This is a genomic window from Sphingomonas sp. UV9, assembly GCF_004101245.1.
Classification (GTDB): domain Bacteria; phylum Pseudomonadota; class Alphaproteobacteria; order Sphingomonadales; family Sphingomonadaceae; genus Sphingomonas.
In genome coordinates, this window is sequence record NZ_SCIN01000004.1 from 209,633 (window position 1) to 232,652 (window position 23,020).

Sequence of the window (23,020 nt, forward strand, 5' to 3'; positions counted from 1 at the left end):
AGGAGCCGGACTCGCTACCGGATACAGAAACCAGTGGCTTGCCAGAAGTTTCGAAGCCCAAGCATCATCCACATAATCTTCTCCAGCACTATACCCTGACCGGCACCGCTGCTGAGTTGGAGAGGATGATCGAAGAGCAGCGACCATTTCTAGGGAAGGTATGTCTCTCCGGTCAGGCTTCGGTTTGGTATGCTAAGCCAAACACGGGCAAGACCCTGCTTACGATGCATCTGATGATTGATGCCGTGATAAACGGAGGAATAGAACCCTCCAACATTTATTACATTGCAGCGGACGATAGCGCCCACGGCTTGGTCGAGAAGCTACATATCATGGAGGATTATGGCATTAACATTGTCGCTCCGGGGCATAATGGCTTCGAAACCAAGACACTTGCTCAAACTATGAGAGCGATGATCGTACGTGACGCGGCAGCAGGAATATACATAGTAGCGGATACACTGAAGAAGTTCATGTCTCTAATGGACAAAAACGAGGGAAGGGCGTTCGGCGAGCTGATCCGGCAGTTCACGATGAAGGGTGGCACCTTCCTGGCATTAGCACATACGAACAAGCAGCGCGGTAGCGACGGAAAGCTTGTCTACGCAGGCACGAGCGACATCATGGAGGATTTCGACTGCGCGTATGTCATCGACGAGTTGGTCGGTGCAGGAAACGGTCGGGAACGGATTGTAGAGTTCGACTGCACGAAGCGAAGGGGTAATGTCGCTCAAAGCGTCGCATACTCCTTCACCACCGACCCGGACGCGTCGTACGCCGGCCTGCTCGCATCCGTTCAGGAGGTCGATCCGGCAACAATGGATGGCCTTCAAAGGCAGGTAGCGATTCGGTCAGACGCGGTGATCATCGCGGCAATTGAGGCTGTGATCCTCGAAGGTATCACAACGAAGATGGAGCTTGCTCGCGCGGTCGGTGCCCGAGAGGGCCTTGGCCGTCAGTCCGTCGTCGGGATCATCGACAAGTATACGGGGAAGGACCCCGACGCGCATAAATGGGACTTCAGCGTCGGCGAGCGGGGGAGGAAGGTGTTTAGTATGTTGGCCGCCGCCACCTGCGCGTCAGACTAAGGAGCGAGGCCGGGGTCAGGCCCTCACGTTTCCAGGTTTCTGACCCCGGCCAGGTTTCCGGTCCGGGTTGCCCCCGCCGCCGCGTTCCCCGTTCCGGCCTGCCAGCCGGATGTACCCAACTGCCAGCCCTCAAGACCGATAAGCGGGGCTGCCAAGGTGAGGGTCCTCGGATCCCCCGGTTTAGAACTCAGCCCTCCTGCGTGTACCACGACATATCAATCTCGGTGCCGGATACGCGCACAGTGCTCGGAACGGCAGTCGTGGTATCGCCTCGGCTGGCGGCCAGGAGCCGGCTAACCTCTTTGGCTGTCACAACGAATTGCCGCCCATGTTCCGTTAGGGCGAAGGGCAACGTATGCGTCGTTAGGACCCGGCGCATCCATCTTTCGAGATTGTCGACATACCGACTGACGGTCGACTGATCGCAACCCATAGCTTTGGCAGCTTCTGTGTAACTTTCGTGTTCAGCGGCCAGCAGGAACGCCTCCACCCAGACTAACCTGAGTCCACCAATACGGGCCTTCGACATGCCGGCTTCTCTCCCGCCTGAGTGAATGGTCGCCGAATCCCTTTCGCGTCCTTCGACCGAATCGGTGGGCAGGCGCGCTATTTTGTCGTTCGATTTCGAGGCGCGCTTAAAATAAATTTTCGCCAGCTGCAATGCAGAAGCTGCATCTTCCTAGCGGGAAAAGCCGAGTGCAAGTTATGCAATCTTTGCATGATAAGTAAAGGGCAAGTCAACGATATTGATTGTCAAGTAAAATGTTGTATTACGTGTCCATCGAACGAGCACTGAAGGGTTGTGTAGCAACTCAGCTGATCCGAACTTGTCTCGTTTCGAATATATCTAATAAAGGGAATTTACTGTGCGGGTTTTGACAATCAATCAGGGCGTTGTGGATAGTGGGCGCACGGCTTACCATCTTGCTGCGTTGCAGTTTATGTGTGGCCCGAACTCTTCCGTCTATACTGCAGGAAAGCGTCGGTTGGGCGGGCTTCCAGTTGTACCGGGTGCAATCGTCGCGGCAATAGAAATGGGCTTCACGACTAGCTACGAGATCGTGCCGGCGGTTGCTCGGGCAACCCGTTGCTGGGAAACCACCATCCTTGCTGTTCTTGAAGAGTTGGGCCGCGATACCGTCCCAGATCGTCTCTGGTCGATCATGCCAAACGGTACTTACAAACTCACCGATCGTCTTTCCGTGATGCCCTTCACGGTATTTACGAGCTGAGATTCCGCAGCGGCCGACGGTGCCGTGGTGCTGATGGCGGCTCGCGCCGTCTGAGGGGTCATCGTCGTCAGCAGCTGTTCCCAGTGCTCCGTCGGGCGCCAATCCGCCCGTCCAGGCAACTCCCACATCGCCGCGCTGCAAAATGCCCCTGTCGGGGGCAGCCGTCGGCGTGCGTCCATTTCTCGAATCCAAGGATCTCAATATGCCGAAAGTCAAACTAGATAACACGTTTTGCCTCGTCGCGCGCTGTCCAGAGGGCAAAGCCAAGGAAACATACTACGATACGATAACTACAGGCTTTGTGTTGGAGGTGCGATCATCCGGCGGCAAGACCTACTACATGCGCTATAATGATCAGCATGATCGGCAAAGGCAGCACAAGATCGGTGTGTTCGGTGATGTTACCTTTGACCAAGCTCGAAAGGAAGCGAAGAGATTAAGATCTACAATCACTCTTGGAGGAGATCCGGCAGCCGTAAAGGAAGATATCAAATCCGTGCCAACATATGCCGAGCTTGCGGAACAGCACCTCGCGCATGCGAAAACATATCAGAGAAGTTATAGCACAACTGAGATGTATGTTCGCGTTCACATTTTACCCCGCTGGGGGAAGGTTCGGCTTACCGCTATCAAGCAGCAAGACGTTGCCCAATGGCTGGCGCAGAAAGCGGGCGAGGGGCTTGCACCTGCAACAGTCGAGAAAATCAGGGTCACGTTCGGGCGCTCGTTCTCTTTGGCGCTTACCTGGGGCACCCCCAGTGTTACGCGGAACCCCGTGGTCGGCATCCGTCGTCCACCGATCAACAATGCGCGGGAGCGTTTTCTCAGCGTCGAGGAGGCGCAGCGGCTGCAGAAGGCGGTGGCGACGTCACGCAACACGCTGCTTCCTGCCATTGTCGGCTTGCTCCTGCTGACGGGCGCGCGCGTATCTGAACTGCTCAACGCTGAATGGCAGCACGTCGATCTTGAACGTCGCGCATGGCTGATCCCGACCTCCAAGACGGGCAAGTCTCGTCACGTGCCGCTGTCTCAGGCTGCTGTCAGCATTATCGAGCAGCTACCTCGGGTCGGTCGGTGCCAGTATGTTTTGCCCAACCCCGATACGCTCAAACCCTTTACGACGATCAAGCACGCTTGGCAGAAGGCCAGGGATGACGCCGGTCTGCACGACCTGCGTATTCACGATCTTCGGCACTCGGCGGCCTCGTTCATGATCAATAGTGGGGTTGATTTGTTCGCGGTTGGCAAGGTGCTCGGTCACGCTTCCTACCAGTCCACGCAAAGGTATTCCCACCTTGCCAACGACACTCTGCTCGCAGCGGTCGAGGCTGGCGCGGCGAAGGCCGGGTGGAAGAACTAACCAATTTTCCCGATCCATGCGCTGGCGTTTTGCTGGATGTGGGTCGGGAAACTCCTAAATTTTAAACGGCTTCCCTCGAACGGGAGGCCTCTACGAAAAGTGATCCCTAGACATGTCCGATACACCCAAGGCGTCTTCTACCGCCAATTTCACCATTCCGGCGAGCGCTGCTCCCTGCGCCTCGCCAATCCTGCCGCCGGTGCAAAGTGCGCTGGTACCGCCGTCCGCAGTTGAACTCGCAAAGATCGAGGTGCAACCAGCCGCAAGTGATCGTTCAACGGCCTCGTTTAATGCGTTCTTCACTGGACTGCGTGAGATGGTCGAAGCGTGTCGTTCGACGCTGAGCAAGGCCGAGGTCGTGGCCAACGTGATAGTGGCCTGTCTCCTTGAAGGCATCCACGAGGGATACCGCATCACGGGTATTGTTGATAAGCTCGGATTCAATCGTCAGCACGCCGGAATGACGCTTCGGCATATGACGGACGGCGGCCGAACAAGCCTTCTTTGGAAGCAAGGCGGAGATGGACTGTATTACCTGATCGATTAATTCGCAGGATGGCCCGAACATTCCATTCGAGGTGTTCGGGTCGATCTGTTGATTAGCGTCGAAAAGGATGGTTTTACGTTTCAAAAGCCGTCTTGCACTCATATAATCAAAGTATGATTCATGATTCTGAACGACGTCCGCGCCTAGCTGTCTTGATCGATGCCGATAACGCGTCGTCTCGCATTGCAGATCGCCTGTTTGAAGAAATTGCCGCGATAGGTGATGCCAGTGTAAGGCGAGTCTATGGAGATTTTTCTGGCCCAAACTTAAAGGGTTGGGTAGCTGTATTGTCGAAGCATGCAATAATTGTTCAACAAAATTTTGCTCATACCACTCATAAAAATGCGTCAGATATCGCGTTAGTTATCGATGCTATGGATTTGCTTCACAGTAGCCGGTTCGACGCTTTCTGCTTGGTTTCCTCCGACAGCGATTTTACGCGGCTAGCTTCTCGGATACGCGAGCAGGGTATTGACGTTTATGGGTTTGGTGAAACCAAGACACCCGAAAGTTTTCGTAACGCCTGTAAGCAGTTCACCTACACCGAGGTTTTCTTCGACAAAAAAGAATTTGATCAACCCATTACCGATCAATGCGGTGCCAATAATGAATCGAAAGTAAGTCCTATATGGCAGCCGCCAAGCGCAGCGGTGCCGCATATTCAGGCGGCACTTGATAGTATGGATGATCAAGGCGGGTGGTATTTCCTTGGCAGTGTTGGAAGTCGAATAGTAAATCTGAAAACGGATTTTGACCATCGCCACTATGGATACGATAAATTGCTTCCTCTTATAAAGAGTACGGGTGCATTTGACGTAGATCATCGAGACCTGTCAGTTTATATAAAGCCGATTGATAGTAAGCTGGAATAGAGGACGTACGGGTTCAAAGGCGGTGCGCTGCCGGTTCTAATGTCATACCGGCGTGCATCAGGGCGGGCTGCAAAACTGCGGGTGCGACCATCGCAACGTCGATGGCCTTTTGCTTTAGCCGCGGGCACGTCGGAGCGACGCTGAGCAGCAGTCCGGCCGGGAGGTCGAAGAACGCTTGCTGGCGTTGTTATACAGAGAAGCAATACAGCTTGCTTTCCTAACGCATCGGGCGCCTGAAGCATGGTTGACTCGGGCATCGAGGTGTTCGGGACGGTCTGCTGTTCGATTCTGATAAGCCAGGAGGCCGCTACAGCGGCACTTTGCAAAACGGGACGGTTCGGCTCCGGACATCGCAACCATGCCTGCTGGTAGGTCTGAGCTTCAGGGTCGCCAACGGGGCCTGTCGCCGCTTTTAGTCATAAGTTTACAATTGGTTACTCGGTCATGGACATTCCCTGGAGAATGGCGGCTCATGAACCGGAGGTCGGAGCCGACTCCAATCACAGGCGCATGTCCAGCGTTGTTCGAAAAGATCGTCCTGCGCGTGTAATCGCGTGAACCGCATTGGCTCTGTTCCGCATCATATACATGCGGAAGGACGGTAACGGACCGGGGAGGTTGAAGAGCCTCCCCATTTCCCCTTCTGACGACCGCGCTCGATATCGGTAGCAACCGTTAGCACGTTGACTCAATCCGCATCGTGTTCCCCGTTTGTCCGCATGGAACACGCACCCGAGACGATGCGCAATGACGCTGAACCGCTCTCTCAGACGCACCATCTGATCGCGGAAATCTTGCCAGAATTGCGTCCTGCCGAAATGCAGACGGTCTACTTTCAATGCATGGAGGACGGTCCCGAAAGCTTGCTGGCGCCGATCGAGGCGGAGTTCGCTAAGCGCGGCTTGTCGCCCCATGCGATGACGTTCAGTTGATGGCGAGCGTGATAACCGCTGAACGTATCGCGGACCTGATCGAGCAGGCTCCGGGCTGGGCTCTCGTCGCGCTCACGGTGCCTCAGGAGCGGTTGAGGGCGGATGCGCGACAGCAATGGCCGGAACCCTATTGCATAGTAGTTCAAACGAGGTTTGATCCGACGACGCTATTTTGCGGTTCTCCTGCCAGGCGTGCTCTTACCGAGACAGCAATCTATTGAATACCGGTAATCGAGTTTTTTGGAATACAAAGATAGGACGTCGTCCTATACGGTGACTAGGTTGCGCTGACATAATACATACCCGGCACCGATGTCAGCTTATACAACATCAGCACTGTGGTGTTTACGGCGAAGGTGCGTCAGCCGCGATTTGATCGTCGTCACTACTCAACGATTGATCTTCGCTACGATGTATAGGGAGCGTATGATGACACGATTTGTCAAAGAGAGTCAGCTTGAACTCAGGCGCCTCTTCCGTCCTCTCAATTTTTAAGTTCAATAGCTCAGATGAGAACTGATCTACCTCAGCAATAGGTGTCCGAACGTACTTTTCTACGAATGTCGCCATGGTTGGGCCAGCTTGGTCTTCTAAGTATGCCCACGCGTCATCACCAATATATGCCTCACCTCCGACATCGGCAAACGCGGCGGACAAGTCCGTAAGTCGATGGCTTGTCGTTGGGTCTAGAACGAGCAAAACCGGCTTGTACCCGGAGGCTTGGCAGTCCTCTGCGAAATCAAGTTCCTCACCAAATCTGCCTTGTCCACTTGCGGCAATCGTTACTCGCAGTTTGAATTCATAAGCTAAGTCGTCGACTACGCAATCAACCTGCCTGCCTTTGCTTCGATCGTTCCGGCGTCGGACCGGTGAATTTCTTGACCCGTAAGAACAGCCCCCCAGAACGCTGGCCAAAATCGGTTCAAACAAATAACCAGTTTCTTGTGCGGATCGGTTGTCGATATCATAGAACCACTTCCTCCAAATCATCCAGGATGCAAGCGCATTGGAGTTCAAGATACCGAACTCTAACAATGCTCTGGGTGCAACCTGAATCATTTTGGGCAGCGGCTGCTTGGTGAGGATAAGAGAAAACTTTCGACGCCGTTTGTGTATTTGAACTAGGCATTTAAAGTACGTCGAGAAGTCTGTTACATTGTTAAGGCAAAACAAGTATACAGGGACAAAATCTTCGGTTCCAGCCTCTGAAAACCAATCCAGCGATAGATTGTAATAGCTAGTATAGTCGTCCGGAACAGTGATGGGTAGGATGGACTCATCGAAGCCAATATCGCGAAGTATGACTGACGCCAGCTTTACTAGCTCAGTATCATCAAGGCGGACAGGAATAGCTGTCGCCATTCCCATTGTCCGTAGCTGGGTTAGGCTGGAAGATTGTTCAAGGGTCAGCCGCCCATCACGCGATTTAGCCATATTGTTTGGATCTCGTTATGGTTGCCGAAGGTAGCGCCTTTAAGCGCGTCTCAGTCTTTTGAAGTGCTGGACTTTGACCGCTCGCATCAGTCAGATGGTAACCTAGCAAGCCAGGGGTAGTCCAGTAATTGCCCGTGTCGGCGCCTGCTTGACCATCAAGGCGAACAAGCGTGCGAGCTAAAACCTCTGCTGCCAAGGGGGGGATAGCGTTTCCAATCTGGACCGATTTGGAACGTGCGGTGCCAATAAATTGAAAGGCGTCTGGGAAGCTCTGCAGCCGCGCGGTCTCACGAATGGTAAGCGGGCGTGGGGCAGTCGGATGTATAAATTCGCGAGATGCCGCTCCAGTGATAGTCGGACTTGCATTTTCGCCAACAAGCTTACGAATTCCGGCTGGTGCGCCACCCCTACGTTCGGTCGGTGTGCCATCGGCGACACGGCGGAAAGCGCGCAACCGATAACTTGCGTGCCATTCCGACTCTGGCAAGTCTCGCATCGTTTGCCCCGCCGACAATAGGGCAAACTTTGTGGCGTCCGCTTGACTGATTTTCGTAAAATGATGTGTGACCGCGACGGATCCGGCACGCATCTGCTCGGCATAAGCATTTTGCGTTTGCTGGGTATGTGATAGGCGCTCATCAAGTCGACCTGGTTCGGGTAGATCGAGGATAGCATCATTTATAGATGGTCCATATGGTAGCAGTGATCGGTTGTTGTGCTTGCCCGACACGTAAGAATGGGTCTGGGCGGGAAAATGGAAATGAGCGCCAACTCGATTGCCCATGATTAGAACCCGCTTGCGGGACTGTGGAAGCCCATAACTTGCGAAGTTTATCTTCTCTACCCTGACCGCATAACCACGTGTTATAAAGGCATCAAGTAGGCTCTGAAGACTTTCGCCATCCCCGGACGTAAGCAAACCTTCTACGTTCTCAAAGATGAACCAGCGCGGATTCAAGTAGTCTACGATTTGAAGGTAATTGAAAACAAGCCGGTTGCGTGGATCATTACTGTTTCGCCGGCCTGCGGTGCTGAAACCTTGGCAGGGTGGGCCGCCAATCACTGCCAGACAATTTTTAAACGGTAGAAGTAGCTTCTTAATAGCAGTGCTGTCTTCGCTACCGAGATCAAGAACGTGAGACGGGTGATTAAGATTGGCCGCGTATGTCTGGCACGCGTCAACGTTCATATCGGCGGCAAAATCCGGTTGGACTCCTCCGTTCTTGAAACCGAGCGATAAACCGCCCGCACCTGAAAACAGGGAAACTACCTTATCCATTCACGCAAACCCTAGTGGCGGTAAATAATCAAAAAGGAACTATTCGTCGATGGAGCGATGGAGAAACCGCGGAACAGGCAAATCCACTCCGTCTACGCCGTCTTCCTTTGTACCGCCACGCGCTGCATTCGACATGCGTTCGAACAGCGTGCCGCCGAGCTTTACGCGCGGCGCGGCCGGAACTCCCTCGGGTGCAGCCTCGGCACCTGGAGCGAGCCAGTGGCGACGCGCGCCGCCTTCGTCGGCAGCCGGCGTCGGTACCGGAATTGCAGTCGCAACGGGTGCGCGAGCCGGTGGCACGGAGGATGCAGGCGCCGGACGCGCGATCGGGCCGCGGCCGTAAGGCTCGTCCCCATAAGTGCGCTGCGCCGGAACGATGGGAGCGGGGCTTGCCTGCGGCACGATCGTCTCGGTACTAAGCACGAGTTCGTCATTCGACTTGGACGACAACGGCTCTACTTCCGACGATGCGTTCAGGACGAGCGGCTCATCCTCAGCGGACGATGCAGCAGGCGTAGCGACAGGTTCGCTCGGACGGAACGACTTGTTCTCGTCGGTCTTGCGTGATCCGAAGCTGAACGAGCGGGGTGGCTCGGGTGCCTCGGGCGGACGCGCGTCGGCGTCGATACCGGTCGCGACGACCGAGACGCGGATCTTGCCTTCGAGCTCCTGGTTGAACGCCGAACCCCAGATGATGTTCGCATCGGGATCGACCAGGTCGCGGATGTGATTCGCAGCTTCGTCGACTTCGAGCAGGCGCATGTCGTCGCCGCCGGTGATCGAGATTATGACGCCCTTCGCGCCGCGCATGCTGACGCCCTCGAGCAGCGGGTTCGAGATCGCCTTTTGTGCAGCCTCGAGCGCGCGGTTGTCGCCGCTGGCCTCGCCCGTGCCCATCATCGCCATGCCCATCTCCTGCATCACCGAACGGACGTCGGCGAAATCGAGGTTGATGAGGCCCGGCATCACCATCAGGTCGGTGATGCTGCGAACGCCCTGCTGGAGCACCTCGTCCGCCATCGTGAACGCTTCCTTGAAGGTCGTGTTCGCGTCGGCGATGAGGAACAGGTTCTGGTTCGGTATGACGATCAGCGTATCGACATGCTTCTGCAGCTCCTCGATGCCGCTTTCAGCACTCTTCGCGCGACGATTGCCCTCAAATGCGAATGGCTTCGTCACGACGCCTACGGTCAGGATACCCATGTCGCGTGCTGCTTTGGCGATGACCGGCGCTGCACCCGTACCCGTGCCGCCGCCCATGCCGGCGGTGATGAAGCACATGTGTGCGCCTTCGAGCAGCTTTGCGAGTTGGTCGATCGTCTCTTCAGCCGCGGCGCGACCGATCTCTGGACGCGAACCGGCACCAAGGCCCTGAGTTATTTTGGTGCCTAGCTGAATGCGCTGCGGCGCGGTCGACTGCTTTAACGCCTGCGCGTCGGTGTTTGCCACGAGGAAATCGACGCCCTGTACGTCGGCCCGCATCATGTTGGCGATCGCGTTGCCCCCAGCACCACCAACCCCAATCACCGCAATGCGAGGAGCCAGATCGTCCATCTCTGGGCTAAGAAACTCGATACTCATCGCGCAGCTCCGCAAAATTTGATGCTCCAGCAGCTGCAAATTAACATTCCGCAACGGCCGTGATCATATCGCTCTAACCGATATCGCGCTTTAAGTCGGCATGTTAACTGTATTCCGATGCTCGGTAACGTCGAGCCTCTAGGGCAGGTTTCGTCCCGCACAATCACGCTCGTGATATGGCGCTTGATGGCGGCCGAACGGAGCGTAGGCCTAATGGATGGTCAGGTGGAGCAGCTTCGTTCGCCATCGCAAAGCAAGGAGTTGGCGCTGGGCGCCCAGGGTAACGAAGCGCTTGATCCCTGCCTATAAATTGTCGTTGCAGGATGAATCGGCTTGGTCTGCAAAGCTATGGGTGTGGATACGAGAGCAACGCCATCGCCCAATCTCGCCTTCACCCGGTCAACAGGGTTGGCAACGCATCCGGGGTACGGGAGCGCAGTCGAGTTGTGTGCCCCAGTACACGAACTATTTATCGAAGCGATTCGGCCCCGCTTCTTGATGACTTTTGGAAATCTCGATCATTTCAAGGCTGGGGTAAAAATTCTTTTCATCGAAAGTTGCGATGCTAAGCATGGCAATTGGAAGGCTCATCGCGGCAAGGCATTAGCATTTGGGCGCGAGGTCGCATTTGGAAACATTCCCCATATGTCACTCTGGGCGAGCGACAGCCGCGAGGACGTGGTCAGTTGGGCAATCTCGGGCTTGTGACGCTACCACCGCCGCCGAAATAATCGCGTCACGATGACGACAAGTCTGATAACGGTGATGAAGGTACTGGCGGACGTCTAACTGTTCATAGCTTGGACGGGGCCAGCGAGATCAATCAGTGCCAACAGGCATTACGTTATACTACTTTCGAGAGGGGAAACATCATAAACTTTCCGTGGAAAGAACATGCGACGTTGGTGCGCATGGCCGTCGCCGGTCAAACCGACGATCAGTCGACTGAATTGCTGTTCGAAGGTTCGTTGCTGACGCTGGCCAAGAAGGTCCAAGCCATGAAGCGACCCGAGCGCCGCGGACTGCGTCTGTCGCTACCTGATCGGCACGTTCGACCGCATACCTTTCAGGACGACGCGTTGTCGGCATTGATTGATGGCCTCCCGCGCCTGTAGATGCAGGCAGCAGTCGCCAAACGCATGCGCGATGCGGATCGCCCTTACGTCCAGCGCGTCGAGCCAGGCGCAAATTTCTATGCGGGACCGGCATGTTCCGCCGTTGAGTTTCGAAGGCCAAGGGTTCGTCGAATTTTTAGACGCGCCTCGGCGGTTAGAAGTACGTGCAATGAAGCTACTCGCGCCGGTCGCTCACGCTGAGCAGCTTCCTATCGCTCTTCACGCAGGTGTCTGTCGCTCGGTCTCGCTCGGTGCATCCCGATCAAGCGTTGTCGCACAGATTCTATAAACTTGCTCCAGCAGGTCCGCAATTTATCATTTTGCCGCTCGCACTTTCCCTAACAGAGCTTGCCCGTTTCGTAGAGCTTGCTAGTAGTGAAGTGCCAGCGACTATAATGCCTCCAATCACATCCACGAAATAGTGGCTACCAATCGCTGGAATACATGGCAGCATTGCTACATTCAGTGAAACGAAGATGAGCCCAAATGGGCGAATTTTAGAAAACCCCCATGCTAGTAACATCGCGCCAGCTGCATGAAAGCTGGGAAACGTGATTAATCCCGGAACTCCGAACGTCGTTACCTCTCGAAGTGAGCCATCACGAATTGCATGAAGTACCTCGGCCGGACGCCATCCCGCGTTTACGGTTAGTGCGGGCATCGCGGAAGGATTGATCCCGTAATGGACGTACGCCGTCACCGATGGTGCGATTGCAAATATAGCTACTGAAAGAGCTAACGCCAAGCACCATGCGTGCGCGAACCGCCACACCGTTAGCTCGTCTGCTTTGATTGCTAATGCTGCCATCAGAACGAACGGTTGCCAGTTCAGTGACTGATAGATTGCGCACATAACGGTTACTAAGTCGTGACGTGGTCCTAGCGCTTCCACCATTTGGCGCCAAGAAAAAGGCAGCAGCACGTTGTCGACCGCGGCCATTGCTGGATCGGCGTAGGGCAGGCCTAACGTTGAGACCAGGACGGTCAAACTTACAGCACAAATACTCGCTGCAAGAAGGAGGGCGCACGACTCGACAAACGTTGCGATGATTCGCATTCCCACCGCAAGCGCGACTCGAGCGAGAAGGACAGCGCCGCCCAGAGCAGTTGCTGTGAACGTTATTGCATCCGTGTTGAAGGTGAACCTCAACATGTGTCCGGTTATCACGACTAGGAAGGCCATCAGGCCGACTATCCGCCACGCCGGCGCCGGGGAGGGCGCACCTACCGATCGGATGATCTCGCGACTTTTTGGACGCTGGGATGAAAGCCACCGGAGCTCACCGACGTACGGTATGGTAGTCATGCCCCATTTGCACATAGCTTTGTAAATTTTCCGGTAACCGTGCGCCGAACGGCCGCGCAGTCTGTCGGCGGTCGATCGAGTCCGTAGGTATAGCGCAGGTGGGCTTTTTCGGTTTTCCCAAGCCAAAGCGCTTTCGCTAGGAAGTGTCCGGTTGGCGGTCTCATGCCAAACTGGGAAGCGGGTGGGTGCCGCCGCCGAGGTACAGGGTATTGGCACATAAGAGCATGTAATCGTTGGATTAATCCCGGTGCGTCACTAGCCTTCGTAATGCGGGGGTCACAGGTTCGAGTCCTGTAAGCGGCACCATGCTACAGAAGCGCGGTCGAGCAGGGCGAATTTTAAGATTTGCTCGCGTTGCGCTTGACTTGTAGAATAATGTTGCTCAGATGTTCTCACCGCAGCAATAGGCGGGGGACGGCATGGTCCAGACATCAGGCACCAGTCAGCGGATCGCATTTTCACGGTGGCTACGGACGGGCATGGTGCCATCGGCGCTAGGTCCTGACGGTCTCGAACTCAAATTCAATCCATGGCATGATCCGGCGGACGGCCGGTTTACATTTGCAGGCGCGGGGCGCCATGATGGACCGACCCAAACCGATACGACGAGCGCCAGAAACGATCGTGCGCGTTCTGGGAGCGGTCGCGCTCCAAGCCCAGGGGATAATCATACATCGCGAACCGCAAAACCGCCAAAGGCTGAAACGCCCCGCGCCCGATCGCTTGCGGGCGACGACCCGAAATCGGTAGAACGCAGGTCGGCCAAGGTGCAGTCCACGCGGATTCCGGGAGCGCGGCCCGGTGGTCAGCCGAACCCCGTCGCCGAATTCGTTGATGGCGTCGGTCAGGGACTTTATGATGTTGGGGAAGGAACCGTGGCGGGAGTCCATGCTGCGCTAGCAACAAATCCGGTAACGACTGTTCGCAACGCCGGCCGTGGCATCGCGGCCATGATCGACACCGCAATCGCTGCTGAGGATACCCCGGCCCATATCCAGGCCTCCCGCGCGGCAAGCGCCGTTGCCAACGCCTCGGCACGGGACATCGGTCGCGCCGCAGGAAAGGTTGCTGGGAACGTCGCGCTGGCGGTAGCGCCGGGGGCGGCGCTCTCAAAGGCTGCCGCATTGCGCCGACTCCCTATCGCGACGCCGCGTATTACCTTTGACCCGCCGCAAATCGGCTGGGTGAAGGAAGCGACCAAGTCGGAAAAGCCTTGGAAATCCTATAACGATACCGCGCCGGGCGCGCGCGCCGGTCAGGCACCAACGTTGATGCGGACGATGGCTGACGGTTCGAAGCGGCCGGTGAAGTTTGACGGCATTCAGGGCGATTATATGATCGACCGAAAATGGTCTGTCGTAAATAGGCCGCGCGCGCGGGCCCAGATTTTACGGCAGTCAGAGGTATTGGCACAACACCGTTTGATCGGGACGTGGGAGGTCCCCACGCCTGTCCAGAAAGCCAAGGCGCTGAAACTGCTCAAGCAGATGAGCATCACCAACATCCACGTGAAGGTTGTGAAGCCATGATCGCTATGCAGGTTGCAGAGATTATCGCGCAGTACGTCGTCTTTCTCGAACTGACCGACGAAGAGGACCTTAACCTCGACACTGCCGTGAAGATGATGGAAGCCTTGGCTGGTCAGCTTCAAGAGATGGACAAGGGATTTCTCCGTGAGCTCGTGAACGCGTTCCCGATCATAGCGGAACAATACAGCGGCGAGGCGCAAGAGGTGGTGCGCGGTATAGCTTATGGCTACTATCTTGAAGACGCGCTGGCAGCAGGCGACCCGGTCAAGCTGGCGGCACTGGAAGCTTTGCGCGACGCGAAGGGTTGAACGGCGGTACTTGGAATCGTGGGAATCTCAAGGCCGCACAGTTCGGCGTCGATGCTTACATCACTGACGACTGACCGAAATTATCCAATGATCTGAGTGCCCATCTTTGTCCCCTGTGGGGCACCATTTTTCCAAGCGACAAGTGCCTGTTTTACCTCACATTTTTGTCACTCCGGCCTGTGCTGCGGTGTTTGCCTGTTCGGTGCGGGTTCGGTGCAATGCACCGGGGGCAAGCCGTTCGAGGTCGGCTAAAATGCCGGTCAGTGCGGTGACGACGCTCGGAAATTCACCGATCGCGTAGACCTCGGTCTGGCCGCCATCGCTGTGACCCATGAAGCCCTCCAGATCCCACTTCGTAGCGCCGCGGTTGCGCGCGAGCGTCGCGAGGCTGTGGCGCAATAGGTACGAGCGCCACTCGCGGCCCTTCGGCAGTCCGAGCTTCGTAAGCATCGTGTCCCATGCCCGGTCGACGTCCTGGACGGGGCGGCCGTGGTAGTTGACCAGCCAGCCGCGGCCAGCGCGTTCTTCCGGCTTGAGATCCATGAACGTCGCGTATTCGGCGCGCAGCCAGCGATCGAGCGTTGGGAGGACGGGCACCAGAGCACGATGCTTCTTGTTCTGCGTCCTGCCCTGCGGGTTCAGGTCGACGGTCGGCGCACCTGGCCACCACTGCTCACGGTCGGGCGTGATGTTGATGTCCACAATCGCACCCGGGCGCGCGAGCGTGCAGATCGAGGCGACGAGGAATGCGTGCAGCGATTCGCGCTGGCGACCGGACTCGGCCGCGCAGGAAAGCATCTGCGCCAGTTCTTCGATACCGATCCGGGTGCGCCGTTTGCGCCGCACCTGGCTTGCTGGAAGTGGCTTATAGATCGGCCGCTTGTCAGAGCGGGGTGGTTCCGCGTTGGCGGCATGATTCAATACCGCGATAAGCTGCGCGATCGACGCCTCGGTCGCAGCGGGCGATCGTGCGCGCGATATAGTGACGTCACACTTCCCGTTTCGCCATTCGACCGGCTGCTGCTTGGACCAGGCGCGGAACGCGTGAACAAAAACCGACGCGCATGCTACCGCACACGCTGTCGCGTGACCAAACCGGCCTTGCGCACCCAATGCCTCCTCGGCATCGAGAAATGCAACGACGTGCGCCAGTCGGCTCGCAATCGTGTCGGCCGACGCACGCGTATTGCCCCACTCGATTTTATAGTCGGCAATAGCATCGGTCAGCAGGTACGCATTCGCCTGGGCAAGCGTCTGTCCGCATGATTGGCAAAATGCGGGTGCCTCGCCTTTGTCAGCCAAGTATAGTTCGTCGAGAAACAGGATAGCAGCGGCCTGATCTACTGTACCCGTTGACATGCCGCGTTCACGTCGCGTGCTTGCGTCGTACCACCAGATATAGAGGTTAGGGCTGCGCTGGCTTCCATCGGCGAGCTGATTGAAGCCGAGCCAGTATTTGCCACGCTGGTAGATCGGCGAATTGCGTCGCGACATTGTGTCTGTTCTGTCGAGTAGTCGGCTACGGCGCGATTGATGATGTCGAAGAGTCCGAGGCTTCCGAGTAGATCGAGGTCGGGAGACTCGATCCGGACGCCTTTCCCGACGTCCGCCGCGCGCAACAGCTTGCGGGAGAGTTTGACGAGCGACGGAGCGTTCATTGCCTGCGCTTTCATTCACAGAGGGCGTATTGGGAGAAGCAAGAAGGCGTATCTTCGCGCTCAATCGCATCCAGCCCCACGCCCTGCCGCTCGTAAGCAAAGCGCTCGACGTGATCGCAGTGTGCGAGGACGGTGCTCGCCTGTCTCAAGCGAGCGGCAGTTACAGCGTCGGATACGGCAGGCGACACCACGGCTCGCAGCTTTTGTGCGTGCGCCAGGAGCCGCTCCGCGCGCTGTTCGAGTCCGCGAGCCGCTGCGACGACATCTGCATCAGACGCGCCGCGCTCTCCGTTGATCTTGTAATTCAGGTTGCGGACGGTGATACAGAGTTCGTCGGCGAGCCGGATCTTACCGAACAATCCGGCTGCGGTGTCTAGGCCCATCATACGGGCCACTTCGATTGGATACGCTACCTGTTCCCGATTTGCGGAACAGGGCTTCGTGACCGTCAATGTCGTATCTTTGCTGGCTTCGGTGGGAGCGGCGCTGATCATCATGGAGATCCTGTTCGTGCGGGGGGATCGAGCGCTCGCGCCAGCGGCCTTCCTTGCAGAAAGGGGCTGACCAAGTGCCGGGCGTTCAAAACATCGGCGGCGGGCGGCGCTGGATCGGGTGCAGATCCTTGGCGAGGCAGAGGACTGCCTGCCCGTCATCGAAGCGAACCGAGGCGAACGCCTTGCGGACGGCGAGGACGTCTCGTTGCTTACCGGTGCGGCCGAACCCTCCGAAGAGGGCGCGATCACCACCACAGACGGCGACGTCCGCCACGTCACAGGCGGACCGCTTTGGTGATGGTACGTGACGTGCTCATAGGCGGACGACCTGTCTGCAACGGGCAGGACTCTCTGCCATCGCTAGCGAGGTGTGGAATAACGTCCCACACTCGATGCGCTGGCTCCACCTCGCCGAGCGCAAGCCTAACGATGCGCGGCCATTGCGGGATCAAGCTGGTGGCGATGACGCCGATCGCGGTCGCGGCAGCGCCAGTCAGCAGCCCGATACCAACGCCATGGAGCAGATGATCGGCGACCATCGTCGCGATCGTCCACGATGTATTGATGACGCTCGGCTTCTTCGCGCTCATGCGGAATGATTTCGAGGTCGACCTCAACATCGTCGCGGCGGTACTGACGATCATCTCGTACTCGATCAACGACAAGATCGTGATCGACGATCGTATCCGAGAAAACATGCGCCGCTATCGGAAGATGGACATGCGCGATATCATCGACCTGTCCGTGAACGAAACTCTACCTCGTACCGTAATGACCTCTGTGACCATACTGCTTGCGCTGTTCGCGATGCTGATTTTGGGCGGGCATGTGCTGCGCGGCTTCACCGCCGCGATGATCTTGGGGATCGTCGTGGGAACGTATTCGTCCATCTACGTGTCGTCATCGTGCTGATCACGCTGGGGCTGCGGGCCGATCCCGTACCACGCAAGGGTGGCGTGCAGGATGGCGCCGAGCGGGTTGGTCCAAAGGTCGAGCACTAAATCGACTGGTTGCATCAATAATCTACGCAGTGTGAAGCCGAGAATCCTCCGGACTTGTCCGATAGAGGATTCTCGGGCCGGTGCGGCCTACAAGATGGCTCCGATAGGCGATCTGTGTTCCAGCCGCGCAGATCGCCTCTCCCATATTACCATCCTGATGGGAAAGGCTGGTTGGCCGGAACCGCCCACAAGTGGACGTTCAAACCATCGTCGCCGCTTGCCGACTTCAGCCATTCGTTAATATTGGTCCACAGGACATCACCAGCGAAAAGCAGTAGCTGTTCGACTTTAAAATCGTGAAAACGGCCAGTCAGCAATCAGTCGCGGAGTCGCACTTGATAAAGGGCAGGCCCGTAACGATCTTGTTTCGATGGCGCGGATCGGCCGAAACCAGCTTTGTCCGTGTGGCAGTGGCAAGAAGTCGAAGCGTTGCTACGGCGACCTGCGCGATGTTGTCGGCGCCCACGTTTAATCAGATAGACGTTGCGCGGCGCCGTGCCGACGCGGTCCGCATGCGGCGGTTGCAGCAGCAGGGCCTTGGCCGCCCAATCCTTTCCGCCGAGGTTGCCGGCACACGGTTTGTGATCGTTGGTAAGCGTCGATACCATTCCACCAAGTGGTTGACGTTCCACGACTTCCTTAGGGACTATTTGCTTGGCAGCCTTGGCCCAGACTGGTCGAACGCCGAGCAGGCGAAGCCGCTCGAAGATCGACATCAGATCCTACGGTGGTATGCGCAAGCTGCCGCCGACGCGAAGGCGTTGGCCAACCCGAACGGTGTCACGAGCGGGCCGATGACCGGCGCTATCCAGGCCTTTCTCAACCTTGCCTGCAATATCTACCTGATAGCCTATCATGGCGATGGCCAGGATATGGCAGACATTTATCTCCGCCGCCTGCGCAGCACGCGCGACGACGACTTCATCGGCGCACTATTCGAAACCTATGCAGCCGCAGCATTTCTCAAGGCTGGCTTCACCCTCACCTATGAGGAGACTAAGCCGCAAACGACGTCTTGCGTCGAATTCGTCGCGACTTGGCCGGCGAGCGGTGAGAAGTTCTCGGTTGAGGTGAAGTCGCGTGTGCAAGCCGCGGAAGGTCGCGTCGTCGTCGAACCGGTCGACGAGGTGCGGCGACTGCGGATAGGTGCCAGGCTTGCCAAAGCGCTCAAGAAGGCGGCTGCGCACGCCCGCTTCGTGATGATCGAGATTAACGTGCCTGACCAGTTGAAGGCGGCCGGCACTCTTGATGGTTGGCCCGCCGCCGCGCTTAAGCAAGTGCGCGAAAATGAGGATGCCAAGGGCCCGGACGGCGAGCGGCTCCCGCCGGCATATGTGTTCGTGACCAATCACGCGTTCCATAACGACCTCGCCGGATTGGGTGGCAACATTCAGGCGCTCGCGGTGGGCTTCCGCATGCCGGACTTCGGCCCTGACGTTCGGTATCCAGGCTATGCCGGGGTGATGGCGGCCCGCGACAAGCATGCCCCGATGACCGCGCTGATCGAATCTATGAAGACGCACTATGAAATCCCGGCGACGTTCGACGGCGAATTGCCGAGCGTCTTCTCAAAGGGTTCGGATGCCGTGCGGCTGAAGTTCGGGGAGCGCTATCTAATCCCCGATGTCGACGGCGCGGAGCACGCTGGCCGGTTTTACAACGCTTCGGTGAAGCCGGACACCGGCGAGGTCCACGGAGCATACGAACTCGAGGACGGGCGACACGTGATCGCCAGCAATACCCTCGATGCCGAGGAGCTTGCGGAATACCAGCGCTACCCCGACACGTTCTTCGGCGAGGTGCTAAAGCCAGGGGGTGAGTGCGACACGCTCGTCGAGTTCTGGGACTTCCTGTTCGAGACTTACCAACACACGCCGCGCGGAAAGCTTCTCGAGCTCATGGCGAATGCCAGCGATATCGAGCACCTGCGTACGCTTGAGCAGCGCGACCTCGCCATCACCTATGCAGAGCGGATTGGCAACGCCTTCCACGCGAAGGCGGATGCCGATGCCGATGCCAAGGGGAAGGAATTGCCCGCAGCCGGAGACGCAGCGGCGGCAGGGTCACATGCAACCGACCGCGGGTAGCCGCGCGTCCCTGCCGTCACCGCTTAGAGTGGACCATTCCCGCGATCGCCCTCCGAAAGCAGCCAGTCTGTTTTCTCTCCATTCCGAACATTCCCGGAAGGCGGATATTCCCTCCGTCGCTACCACGCTTTTCCGCGACTTTGGCCGCAGGCCGTACCCCGATTTCGGATCACCGATACCCCGGCCGCTTGCGCCCAGTAGCGGACATCCGCCGAAACGTGCATTACATCTAAATGCGAACATGGCCTAAGCTGTGCTAAAATGTCTGTTGGCGGGACTGCCCCTGCTACTGACAAGCTGTGCGCAACCGCCGCACGAAGACGTTGCTATGGTTTTGTTCGCCGACCAGGGCATTCTTGTTTGGGATCGATATGTACGCCTTGAGGGTTCGCCGGTCATAGAAGGCTGTGTTCTGCAAGACCTTCGCACGTGTGGATTGAAGCGGTTCGCTGTCGTTGACCATGGATCCCAGATTGCGGACGGTGGCGACTACCATGTCATACTTCCTCGAGCTGAAGCTGTGTCAGCGAGAGATTGTCTGCGCGATACGTTGCCGCCCGGCACGCACATCAAGAGCTACAGAGCGTCGGAATGGCCTGAAGGACATGGGGCAATTACGTAAGCCGCCCGTCCGCTATCCTTCCCCATCACGACATTCATGAGCGGATAGCCGGGCTCAAAATAGGTCATTCGCAAAGATGAACCAGCGTCCAAAGTTGGGAAGCGGGGGAAGGAGCGTGAGCGTCCGCTTCTGGGTCGAAAAGGCGGGCCAGGAAAGCGCTGTTTTCGCCGTGGAGGCAGCTTATACCGGTAAGCGGTAGGGCGCGCGGTAGCGAGGCGTAATGAGTGCGTTGGCCTCGGCATCGCCCTTGAACTGTCCTGCCGCAGCATCCCATTCGACCTTGCGGCCAGTGCGCCACGCAACGTTGCCCATTTGACAGACGATGGCAGTGTTGGCCGCTGACTCGATCGGGCAGGCCGGGGTACGCGCGCGATCCTTCACGGAGGCGATGAAGTCCGCGGTGTGTCGATCGAGCCCGTCGTCCTTGGCTTGGGTAACCGGAATTTCACGGGTCAGGGCCTTGCCGTCCCTCATCTCGGGCGAGACCCACCATTTGCTGCGGTCTACAACCAAGGTGCCCAACTCGCCCACGAACGCCACTCCGTGATCGTGACCGCCAAAGGGGCCGCGGCTGATGCCGACCGCATGTTCCCATTCCACCGAATAGTCGCCAAAGTCGAAAAGGGCGGTCTGGGTGTCGGGGGTCTCCATAGCCGAGTCCGGATAGCCGTACGCTCCACCTAGCGAACTGACCGAATTGGGCACCTGCGCTTTCATCCCCAGCAGCGCGATGTCCATCAGGTGGACGCCCCAGTCGGTCATCAGGCCACCTGCATAGTCCCAGTACCAGCGCCAGCTGAAATGAAAGCGGTTAGGGTTGAAGGCGCGCTGCTGCGCCGGGCCCAGCCAGCGGTCGTAATCGACACCCGGCGGCGGCGCCTGGTCGGGCTGCGGCGCAACGCGCGTCATCCATCCCATATAGGCCCAGGCCTTGACCTTCCGCACCCGGCCGATGCCACCCGAATGGACATGGGCGATCGCATCTGCCCAATGCTGGTTGCTGCGCTGCCATTGGCCCACCTGAACGACGCGGTTGTAGCGTTGTTTGGCGGTTACCATCGCGCGGCATTCAGCAATAGAATTGCCGAGCGGCTTTTCGCAATAGACATCCTTTCCCGCTGACATCGCATCGACGAGCTGGAGCGCGTGCCAGTGATCGGGGGTGGCGATGATGACCGCGTCGACCGACTTGTCGTCGAGCATCCGGCGGTAGTCGCCGTAAAGCTTTGGCGTGCGGCCGGAAACCCTCTTCAGCTCTGCGCCGCGCTCGGCGAGGACCTTGGCATCGATGTCGCACAGCGCGACGGGCGTGACATCGGCACCCTTGCACATCGCGGTTAGGTCCGCCCAGCCCATGCCTTTGCACCCGATCAGCCCCACCTGAACCTTGTCGTTGGCCGACCCGCGGCGGCGGGTCTGGGCGAAGGCTTCGTTCATGGGAACTGCGCTAGCGGCTGAGGCCGCAAGGCCGCCGACCAAGATGGCTCGGCGATCGAAGCTGGCGGTCATCTTGGTCTCTCCCGGACTATCGTTGCAACATTGGTAGCGCCAAATCCTCGGGCGGCAAGGCCGCAAGGGGCACGCCGGCGGGCCGTCGAAGCATCGGTGGGGCGCGACCAGTCGCCACAACGACGGGCCCGTTCTGGACAACGAGGTTCGACCTTGATCGTTCGAGATGAACGAGTGGCCGATGTCGGTGTGCTTCAGCCAGGCAACGAGCGTCCGTGCCTGGGTCAGCAAGAATATTTATTGCGAGACTACTGTAGATGGGTCCCTCACCACGTGATGCGGGCGCCTTGAGACCGCAACTAACGGAGGCTCGAAGTATGTCGATTGAAGATATAGGGCGTAAGGCCTTCGTGGAGGACGATTCTGGTCGGTGCCGGGAGCCGGTCGAGGCGAAGCTTCAAGATTGAGCGGGTACCGTCCACGTCGAACCCGATGTCCGGAACGGCGCCAACATATACCTGTGGCAGTATGTAGGGCCCATCGGTGTCTTGGGCTACGGTGTAGCGGATCTTGCGCTGGCCGTTCAGTAACATCTCGCCATCGGTAAGCGTGATCGTTCCGCAGTAGTCGTTGACAAAGGTCCCGTTCTCGCCCTTTCCCGCAGCGGAATTTGGCAGCAGAATGGCAAGGCTCGCGATTAGCAATACCCCGACCGCGATGATTCCAAAAGTGACCGAGCGCTTCGTCACTAGTTTTCCTTGCCTAAGACTTTTACTCTGTCAGTAGGGCTCTTGGCAAGCAAGACAGGTATTCGGGCCAGACGGCCACGCATGGGCGAGAGGACATGGAACTGGGTCGTTTTCTCGGGCGCATTGTTGCTGTTCCTGACCAATGACATCACCATCGCGCTGACGGCGGCCCTGGTCGCGCGCTCTCGCTGTCTCAGGCGGGAGCGTGCGGCAGCGCACGGCAATCGCCAACGGCATCGTTCCGCGAGGGGGCAGGGCGGAACCCGGTCGTGCGGGCGGCCGCCTTCGCCTGATGTGGTCGGTCGATACCGATCAAGCTGCGCCCCGCCTCCACGGCGGCGCCGTGGCACCGGGCGAGCAGGCGGCCTCGTAAGATT

Annotated in this window: 24 protein-coding genes and 1 pseudogene; 13 read left to right on the plus strand and 12 right to left on the minus strand. The window is 57.8% G+C overall.

The genetic code is table 11. The features are described from left to right. Positions 1 to 38: 38 nt before the first annotated feature. Positions 39 to 1,088 (plus strand): AAA family ATPase, encoded by a 1,050-nt coding sequence (locus EQZ23_RS18000; protein ID WP_164913491.1) that lies wholly within the window; start codon positions 39 to 41, stop codon positions 1,086 to 1,088. A gap of 187 nt (positions 1,089 to 1,275) precedes the next feature. Here the strand turns inward: EQZ23_RS18000 and EQZ23_RS18005 are convergent, their stop codons facing one another. Next, entirely contained in the window at positions 1,276 to 1,749 is a 474-nt protein-coding gene (locus EQZ23_RS18005; protein ID WP_128455826.1) for a LysR family transcriptional regulator, read from the minus strand. Positions 1,750 to 1,954: 205 nt separating this feature from the next. Here EQZ23_RS18005 and EQZ23_RS18010 point away from each other — a divergent pair, with 205 nt between their 5' ends. The 5 genes from EQZ23_RS18010 (at position 1,955) to EQZ23_RS18030 (ending at position 6,031) form a co-directional block, all read left to right on the plus strand. Next, complete coding sequence (locus tag EQZ23_RS18010) at positions 1,955 to 2,320, plus strand: hypothetical protein (RefSeq protein WP_128455827.1); 366 nt, start codon at positions 1,955 to 1,957, stop codon at positions 2,318 to 2,320. 202 nt (positions 2,321 to 2,522) lie between these two features. Beyond that, positions 2,523 to 3,680: a site-specific integrase gene (locus EQZ23_RS18015; protein WP_164913492.1), complete on the plus strand. Its 1,158-nt coding sequence runs from the start codon at positions 2,523 to 2,525 to the stop codon at positions 3,678 to 3,680. 112 nt (positions 3,681 to 3,792) lie between these two features. Next, positions 3,793 to 4,227 carry a hypothetical protein gene (locus EQZ23_RS18020; RefSeq protein ID WP_128455829.1) on the plus strand — a complete coding sequence of 145 codons (435 nt, stop codon included), beginning with the start codon at positions 3,793 to 3,795 and terminating at the stop codon, positions 4,225 to 4,227. A gap of 113 nt (positions 4,228 to 4,340) precedes the next feature. Beyond that, entirely contained in the window at positions 4,341 to 5,099 is a 759-nt protein-coding gene (locus EQZ23_RS18025) for an NYN domain-containing protein (RefSeq protein ID WP_128455830.1), read from the plus strand. Between the two features lie 719 nt (positions 5,100 to 5,818). Then, on the plus strand, positions 5,819 to 6,031 hold the full coding sequence (locus EQZ23_RS18030; RefSeq protein ID WP_128455831.1) for a hypothetical protein: 213 nt from the start codon (positions 5,819 to 5,821) through the stop codon (positions 6,029 to 6,031). Positions 6,032 to 6,376: 345 nt separating this feature from the next. Here EQZ23_RS18030 and EQZ23_RS18035 read toward each other — a convergent pair whose 3' ends face one another. From EQZ23_RS18035 to ftsZ, 3 genes are read right to left on the minus strand one after another with little or no spacing between them, the layout of a single operon-like run. Continuing rightward, the gene (locus tag EQZ23_RS18035; protein ID WP_128455832.1) at positions 6,377 to 7,465 is read right to left on the minus strand and encodes an ApaLI family restriction endonuclease; all 1,089 of its coding nucleotides are present in this window, start codon (positions 7,463 to 7,465) and stop codon (positions 6,377 to 6,379) included. Continuing rightward, positions 7,458 to 8,744 carry a DNA cytosine methyltransferase gene (locus EQZ23_RS18040; protein WP_128455833.1) on the minus strand — a complete coding sequence of 429 codons (1,287 nt, stop codon included), beginning with the start codon at positions 8,742 to 8,744 and terminating at the stop codon, positions 7,458 to 7,460. The genes EQZ23_RS18035 and EQZ23_RS18040 overlap by 8 nt, the downstream gene beginning before the upstream one ends. Before the next feature lie 39 nt (positions 8,745 to 8,783). After that, a complete protein-coding gene (ftsZ, locus tag EQZ23_RS18045; RefSeq protein WP_128455834.1) occupies positions 8,784 to 10,325 on the minus strand; it encodes a cell division protein FtsZ in 1,542 nt (513 codons plus the stop codon). Between the two features lie 498 nt (positions 10,326 to 10,823). On the opposite strand from ftsZ, the gene EQZ23_RS18050 reads away from it, so the two are divergent. Together EQZ23_RS18050 and EQZ23_RS18055 are read left to right on the plus strand one after the other, a co-directional pair. Beyond that, the gene (locus tag EQZ23_RS18050) at positions 10,824 to 11,033 is read left to right on the plus strand and encodes a hypothetical protein (RefSeq protein WP_128455835.1); all 210 of its coding nucleotides are present in this window, start codon (positions 10,824 to 10,826) and stop codon (positions 11,031 to 11,033) included. 203 nt (positions 11,034 to 11,236) lie between these two features. Further along, positions 11,237 to 11,440, plus strand: a complete 204-nt coding sequence (locus tag EQZ23_RS18055) for a hypothetical protein (RefSeq protein WP_128455836.1) — start codon at positions 11,237 to 11,239, stop codon at positions 11,438 to 11,440. A gap of 283 nt (positions 11,441 to 11,723) precedes the next feature. Here EQZ23_RS18055 and EQZ23_RS18060 read toward each other — a convergent pair whose 3' ends face one another. After that, complete coding sequence (locus EQZ23_RS18060; RefSeq protein ID WP_164913493.1) at positions 11,724 to 12,623, minus strand: phosphatase PAP2 family protein; 900 nt, start codon at positions 12,621 to 12,623, stop codon at positions 11,724 to 11,726. A 1,073-nt stretch (positions 12,624 to 13,696) separates the two neighbouring features. Here EQZ23_RS18060 and EQZ23_RS18065 point away from each other — a divergent pair. Then, entirely contained in the window at positions 13,697 to 14,275 is a 579-nt protein-coding gene (locus EQZ23_RS18065) for a hypothetical protein (RefSeq protein WP_128455838.1), read from the plus strand. Then, the gene (locus EQZ23_RS18070) at positions 14,272 to 14,583 is read left to right on the plus strand and encodes a hypothetical protein (protein ID WP_128455839.1); all 312 of its coding nucleotides are present in this window, start codon (positions 14,272 to 14,274) and stop codon (positions 14,581 to 14,583) included. The genes EQZ23_RS18065 and EQZ23_RS18070 overlap by 4 nt, the downstream gene beginning before the upstream one ends. A 156-nt stretch (positions 14,584 to 14,739) precedes the next feature. Here the strand turns inward: EQZ23_RS18070 and EQZ23_RS18075 are convergent, their stop codons facing one another. From EQZ23_RS18075 to EQZ23_RS18090, 4 genes are all read right to left on the minus strand, one after another. Then, the gene (locus EQZ23_RS18075; protein WP_128455840.1) at positions 14,740 to 16,077 is read right to left on the minus strand and encodes a hypothetical protein; all 1,338 of its coding nucleotides are present in this window, start codon (positions 16,075 to 16,077) and stop codon (positions 14,740 to 14,742) included. A 175-nt stretch (positions 16,078 to 16,252) separates the two neighbouring features. Further along, positions 16,253 to 16,738 carry a hypothetical protein gene (locus EQZ23_RS18080; RefSeq protein ID WP_164913494.1) on the minus strand — a complete coding sequence of 162 codons (486 nt, stop codon included), beginning with the start codon at positions 16,736 to 16,738 and terminating at the stop codon, positions 16,253 to 16,255. An 82-nt stretch (positions 16,739 to 16,820) separates the two neighbouring features. After that, positions 16,821 to 17,009: a hypothetical protein gene (locus EQZ23_RS18085; protein ID WP_128455842.1), complete on the minus strand. Its 189-nt coding sequence runs from the start codon at positions 17,007 to 17,009 to the stop codon at positions 16,821 to 16,823. Position 17,010: 1 nt separating this feature from the next. Continuing rightward, positions 17,011 to 17,325 carry a hypothetical protein gene (locus tag EQZ23_RS18090; RefSeq protein ID WP_128455843.1) on the minus strand — a complete coding sequence of 105 codons (315 nt, stop codon included), beginning with the start codon at positions 17,323 to 17,325 and terminating at the stop codon, positions 17,011 to 17,013. Between EQZ23_RS18090 and secF the strand changes: the two are divergent. Both secF and EQZ23_RS18105 read left to right on the plus strand, forming a co-directional pair. After that, positions 17,267 to 17,736: pseudogene (secF, locus tag EQZ23_RS18095) on the plus strand (protein translocase subunit SecF); the annotation flags it as partial. The gene EQZ23_RS18090 and the pseudogene secF sit on opposite strands and share 59 nt — an antisense overlap. Before the next feature lie 512 nt (positions 17,737 to 18,248). Beyond that, on the plus strand, positions 18,249 to 19,823 hold the full coding sequence (locus EQZ23_RS18105) for a hypothetical protein (RefSeq protein ID WP_128455845.1): 1,575 nt from the start codon (positions 18,249 to 18,251) through the stop codon (positions 19,821 to 19,823). 286 nt (positions 19,824 to 20,109) lie between these two features. Here EQZ23_RS18105 and EQZ23_RS18110 read toward each other — a convergent pair whose 3' ends face one another. The 3 genes from EQZ23_RS18110 to EQZ23_RS18120 all read right to left on the minus strand — a co-directional run bounded on the left by EQZ23_RS18110 (position 20,110) and on the right by EQZ23_RS18120 (position 22,643). After that, entirely contained in the window at positions 20,110 to 20,319 is a 210-nt protein-coding gene (locus tag EQZ23_RS18110; protein ID WP_128455846.1) for a hypothetical protein, read from the minus strand. Positions 20,320 to 20,625: 306 nt separating this feature from the next. Further along, on the minus strand, positions 20,626 to 21,882 hold the full coding sequence (locus EQZ23_RS18115) for a Gfo/Idh/MocA family oxidoreductase (RefSeq protein ID WP_206364310.1): 1,257 nt from the start codon (positions 21,880 to 21,882) through the stop codon (positions 20,626 to 20,628). Positions 21,883 to 22,253: 371 nt separating this feature from the next. Continuing rightward, a complete protein-coding gene (locus EQZ23_RS18120; protein WP_128455848.1) occupies positions 22,254 to 22,643 on the minus strand; it encodes a hypothetical protein in 390 nt (129 codons plus the stop codon). A 205-nt stretch (positions 22,644 to 22,848) separates the two neighbouring features. On the opposite strand from EQZ23_RS18120, the gene EQZ23_RS19935 reads away from it, so the two are divergent. Continuing rightward, positions 22,849 to 23,016 (plus strand): hypothetical protein, encoded by a 168-nt coding sequence (locus tag EQZ23_RS19935; protein WP_164913495.1) that lies wholly within the window; start codon positions 22,849 to 22,851, stop codon positions 23,014 to 23,016. The last annotated feature ends 4 nt before the right edge of the window (positions 23,017 to 23,020 follow it).

Bases quoted from the DNA above. Each gene is read 5' to 3' on its own strand.
- EQZ23_RS18015 (WP_164913492.1), top strand. From the start codon at position 2,523: ATGCCGAAAGTCAAACTAGATAACACGTTTTGCCTCGTCGCGCGCTGT.
- EQZ23_RS18020 (WP_128455829.1), top strand. From the start codon at position 3,793: ATGTCCGATACACCCAAGGCGTCTTCTACCGCCAATTTCACCATTCCG.
- EQZ23_RS18025 (WP_128455830.1), top strand. From the start codon at position 4,341: ATGATTCATGATTCTGAACGACGTCCGCGCCTAGCTGTCTTGATCGAT.
- EQZ23_RS18030 (WP_128455831.1), top strand. From the start codon at position 5,819: ATGGAACACGCACCCGAGACGATGCGCAATGACGCTGAACCGCTCTCT.
- EQZ23_RS18035 (WP_128455832.1), bottom strand. From the start codon at position 7,465: ATGGCTAAATCGCGTGATGGGCGGCTGACCCTTGAACAATCTTCCAGC.
- EQZ23_RS18040 (WP_128455833.1), bottom strand. From the start codon at position 8,744: ATGGATAAGGTAGTTTCCCTGTTTTCAGGTGCGGGCGGTTTATCGCTC.
- ftsZ (WP_128455834.1), bottom strand. From the start codon at position 10,325: ATGAGTATCGAGTTTCTTAGCCCAGAGATGGACGATCTGGCTCCTCGC.
- EQZ23_RS18050 (WP_128455835.1), top strand. From the start codon at position 10,824: ATGACTTTTGGAAATCTCGATCATTTCAAGGCTGGGGTAAAAATTCTT.
- EQZ23_RS18055 (WP_128455836.1), top strand. From the start codon at position 11,237: ATGGCCGTCGCCGGTCAAACCGACGATCAGTCGACTGAATTGCTGTTC.
- EQZ23_RS18060 (WP_164913493.1), bottom strand. From the start codon at position 12,623: ATGGCCTTCCTAGTCGTGATAACCGGACACATGTTGAGGTTCACCTTC.
- EQZ23_RS18065 (WP_128455838.1), top strand. From the start codon at position 13,697: ATGATCGACACCGCAATCGCTGCTGAGGATACCCCGGCCCATATCCAG.
- EQZ23_RS18070 (WP_128455839.1), top strand. From the start codon at position 14,272: ATGATCGCTATGCAGGTTGCAGAGATTATCGCGCAGTACGTCGTCTTT.
- EQZ23_RS18075 (WP_128455840.1), bottom strand. From the start codon at position 16,077: ATGTCGCGACGCAATTCGCCGATCTACCAGCGTGGCAAATACTGGCTC.
- EQZ23_RS18080 (WP_164913494.1), bottom strand. From the start codon at position 16,738: ATGATGATCAGCGCCGCTCCCACCGAAGCCAGCAAAGATACGACATTG.
- EQZ23_RS18090 (WP_128455843.1), bottom strand. From the start codon at position 17,325: ATGAGCGCGAAGAAGCCGAGCGTCATCAATACATCGTGGACGATCGCG.
- EQZ23_RS18105 (WP_128455845.1), top strand. From the start codon at position 18,249: ATGCGGCGGTTGCAGCAGCAGGGCCTTGGCCGCCCAATCCTTTCCGCC.
- EQZ23_RS18110 (WP_128455846.1), bottom strand. From the start codon at position 20,319: ATGGTAGTCGCCACCGTCCGCAATCTGGGATCCATGGTCAACGACAGC.
- EQZ23_RS18115 (WP_206364310.1), bottom strand. From the start codon at position 21,882: ATGAACGAAGCCTTCGCCCAGACCCGCCGCCGCGGGTCGGCCAACGAC.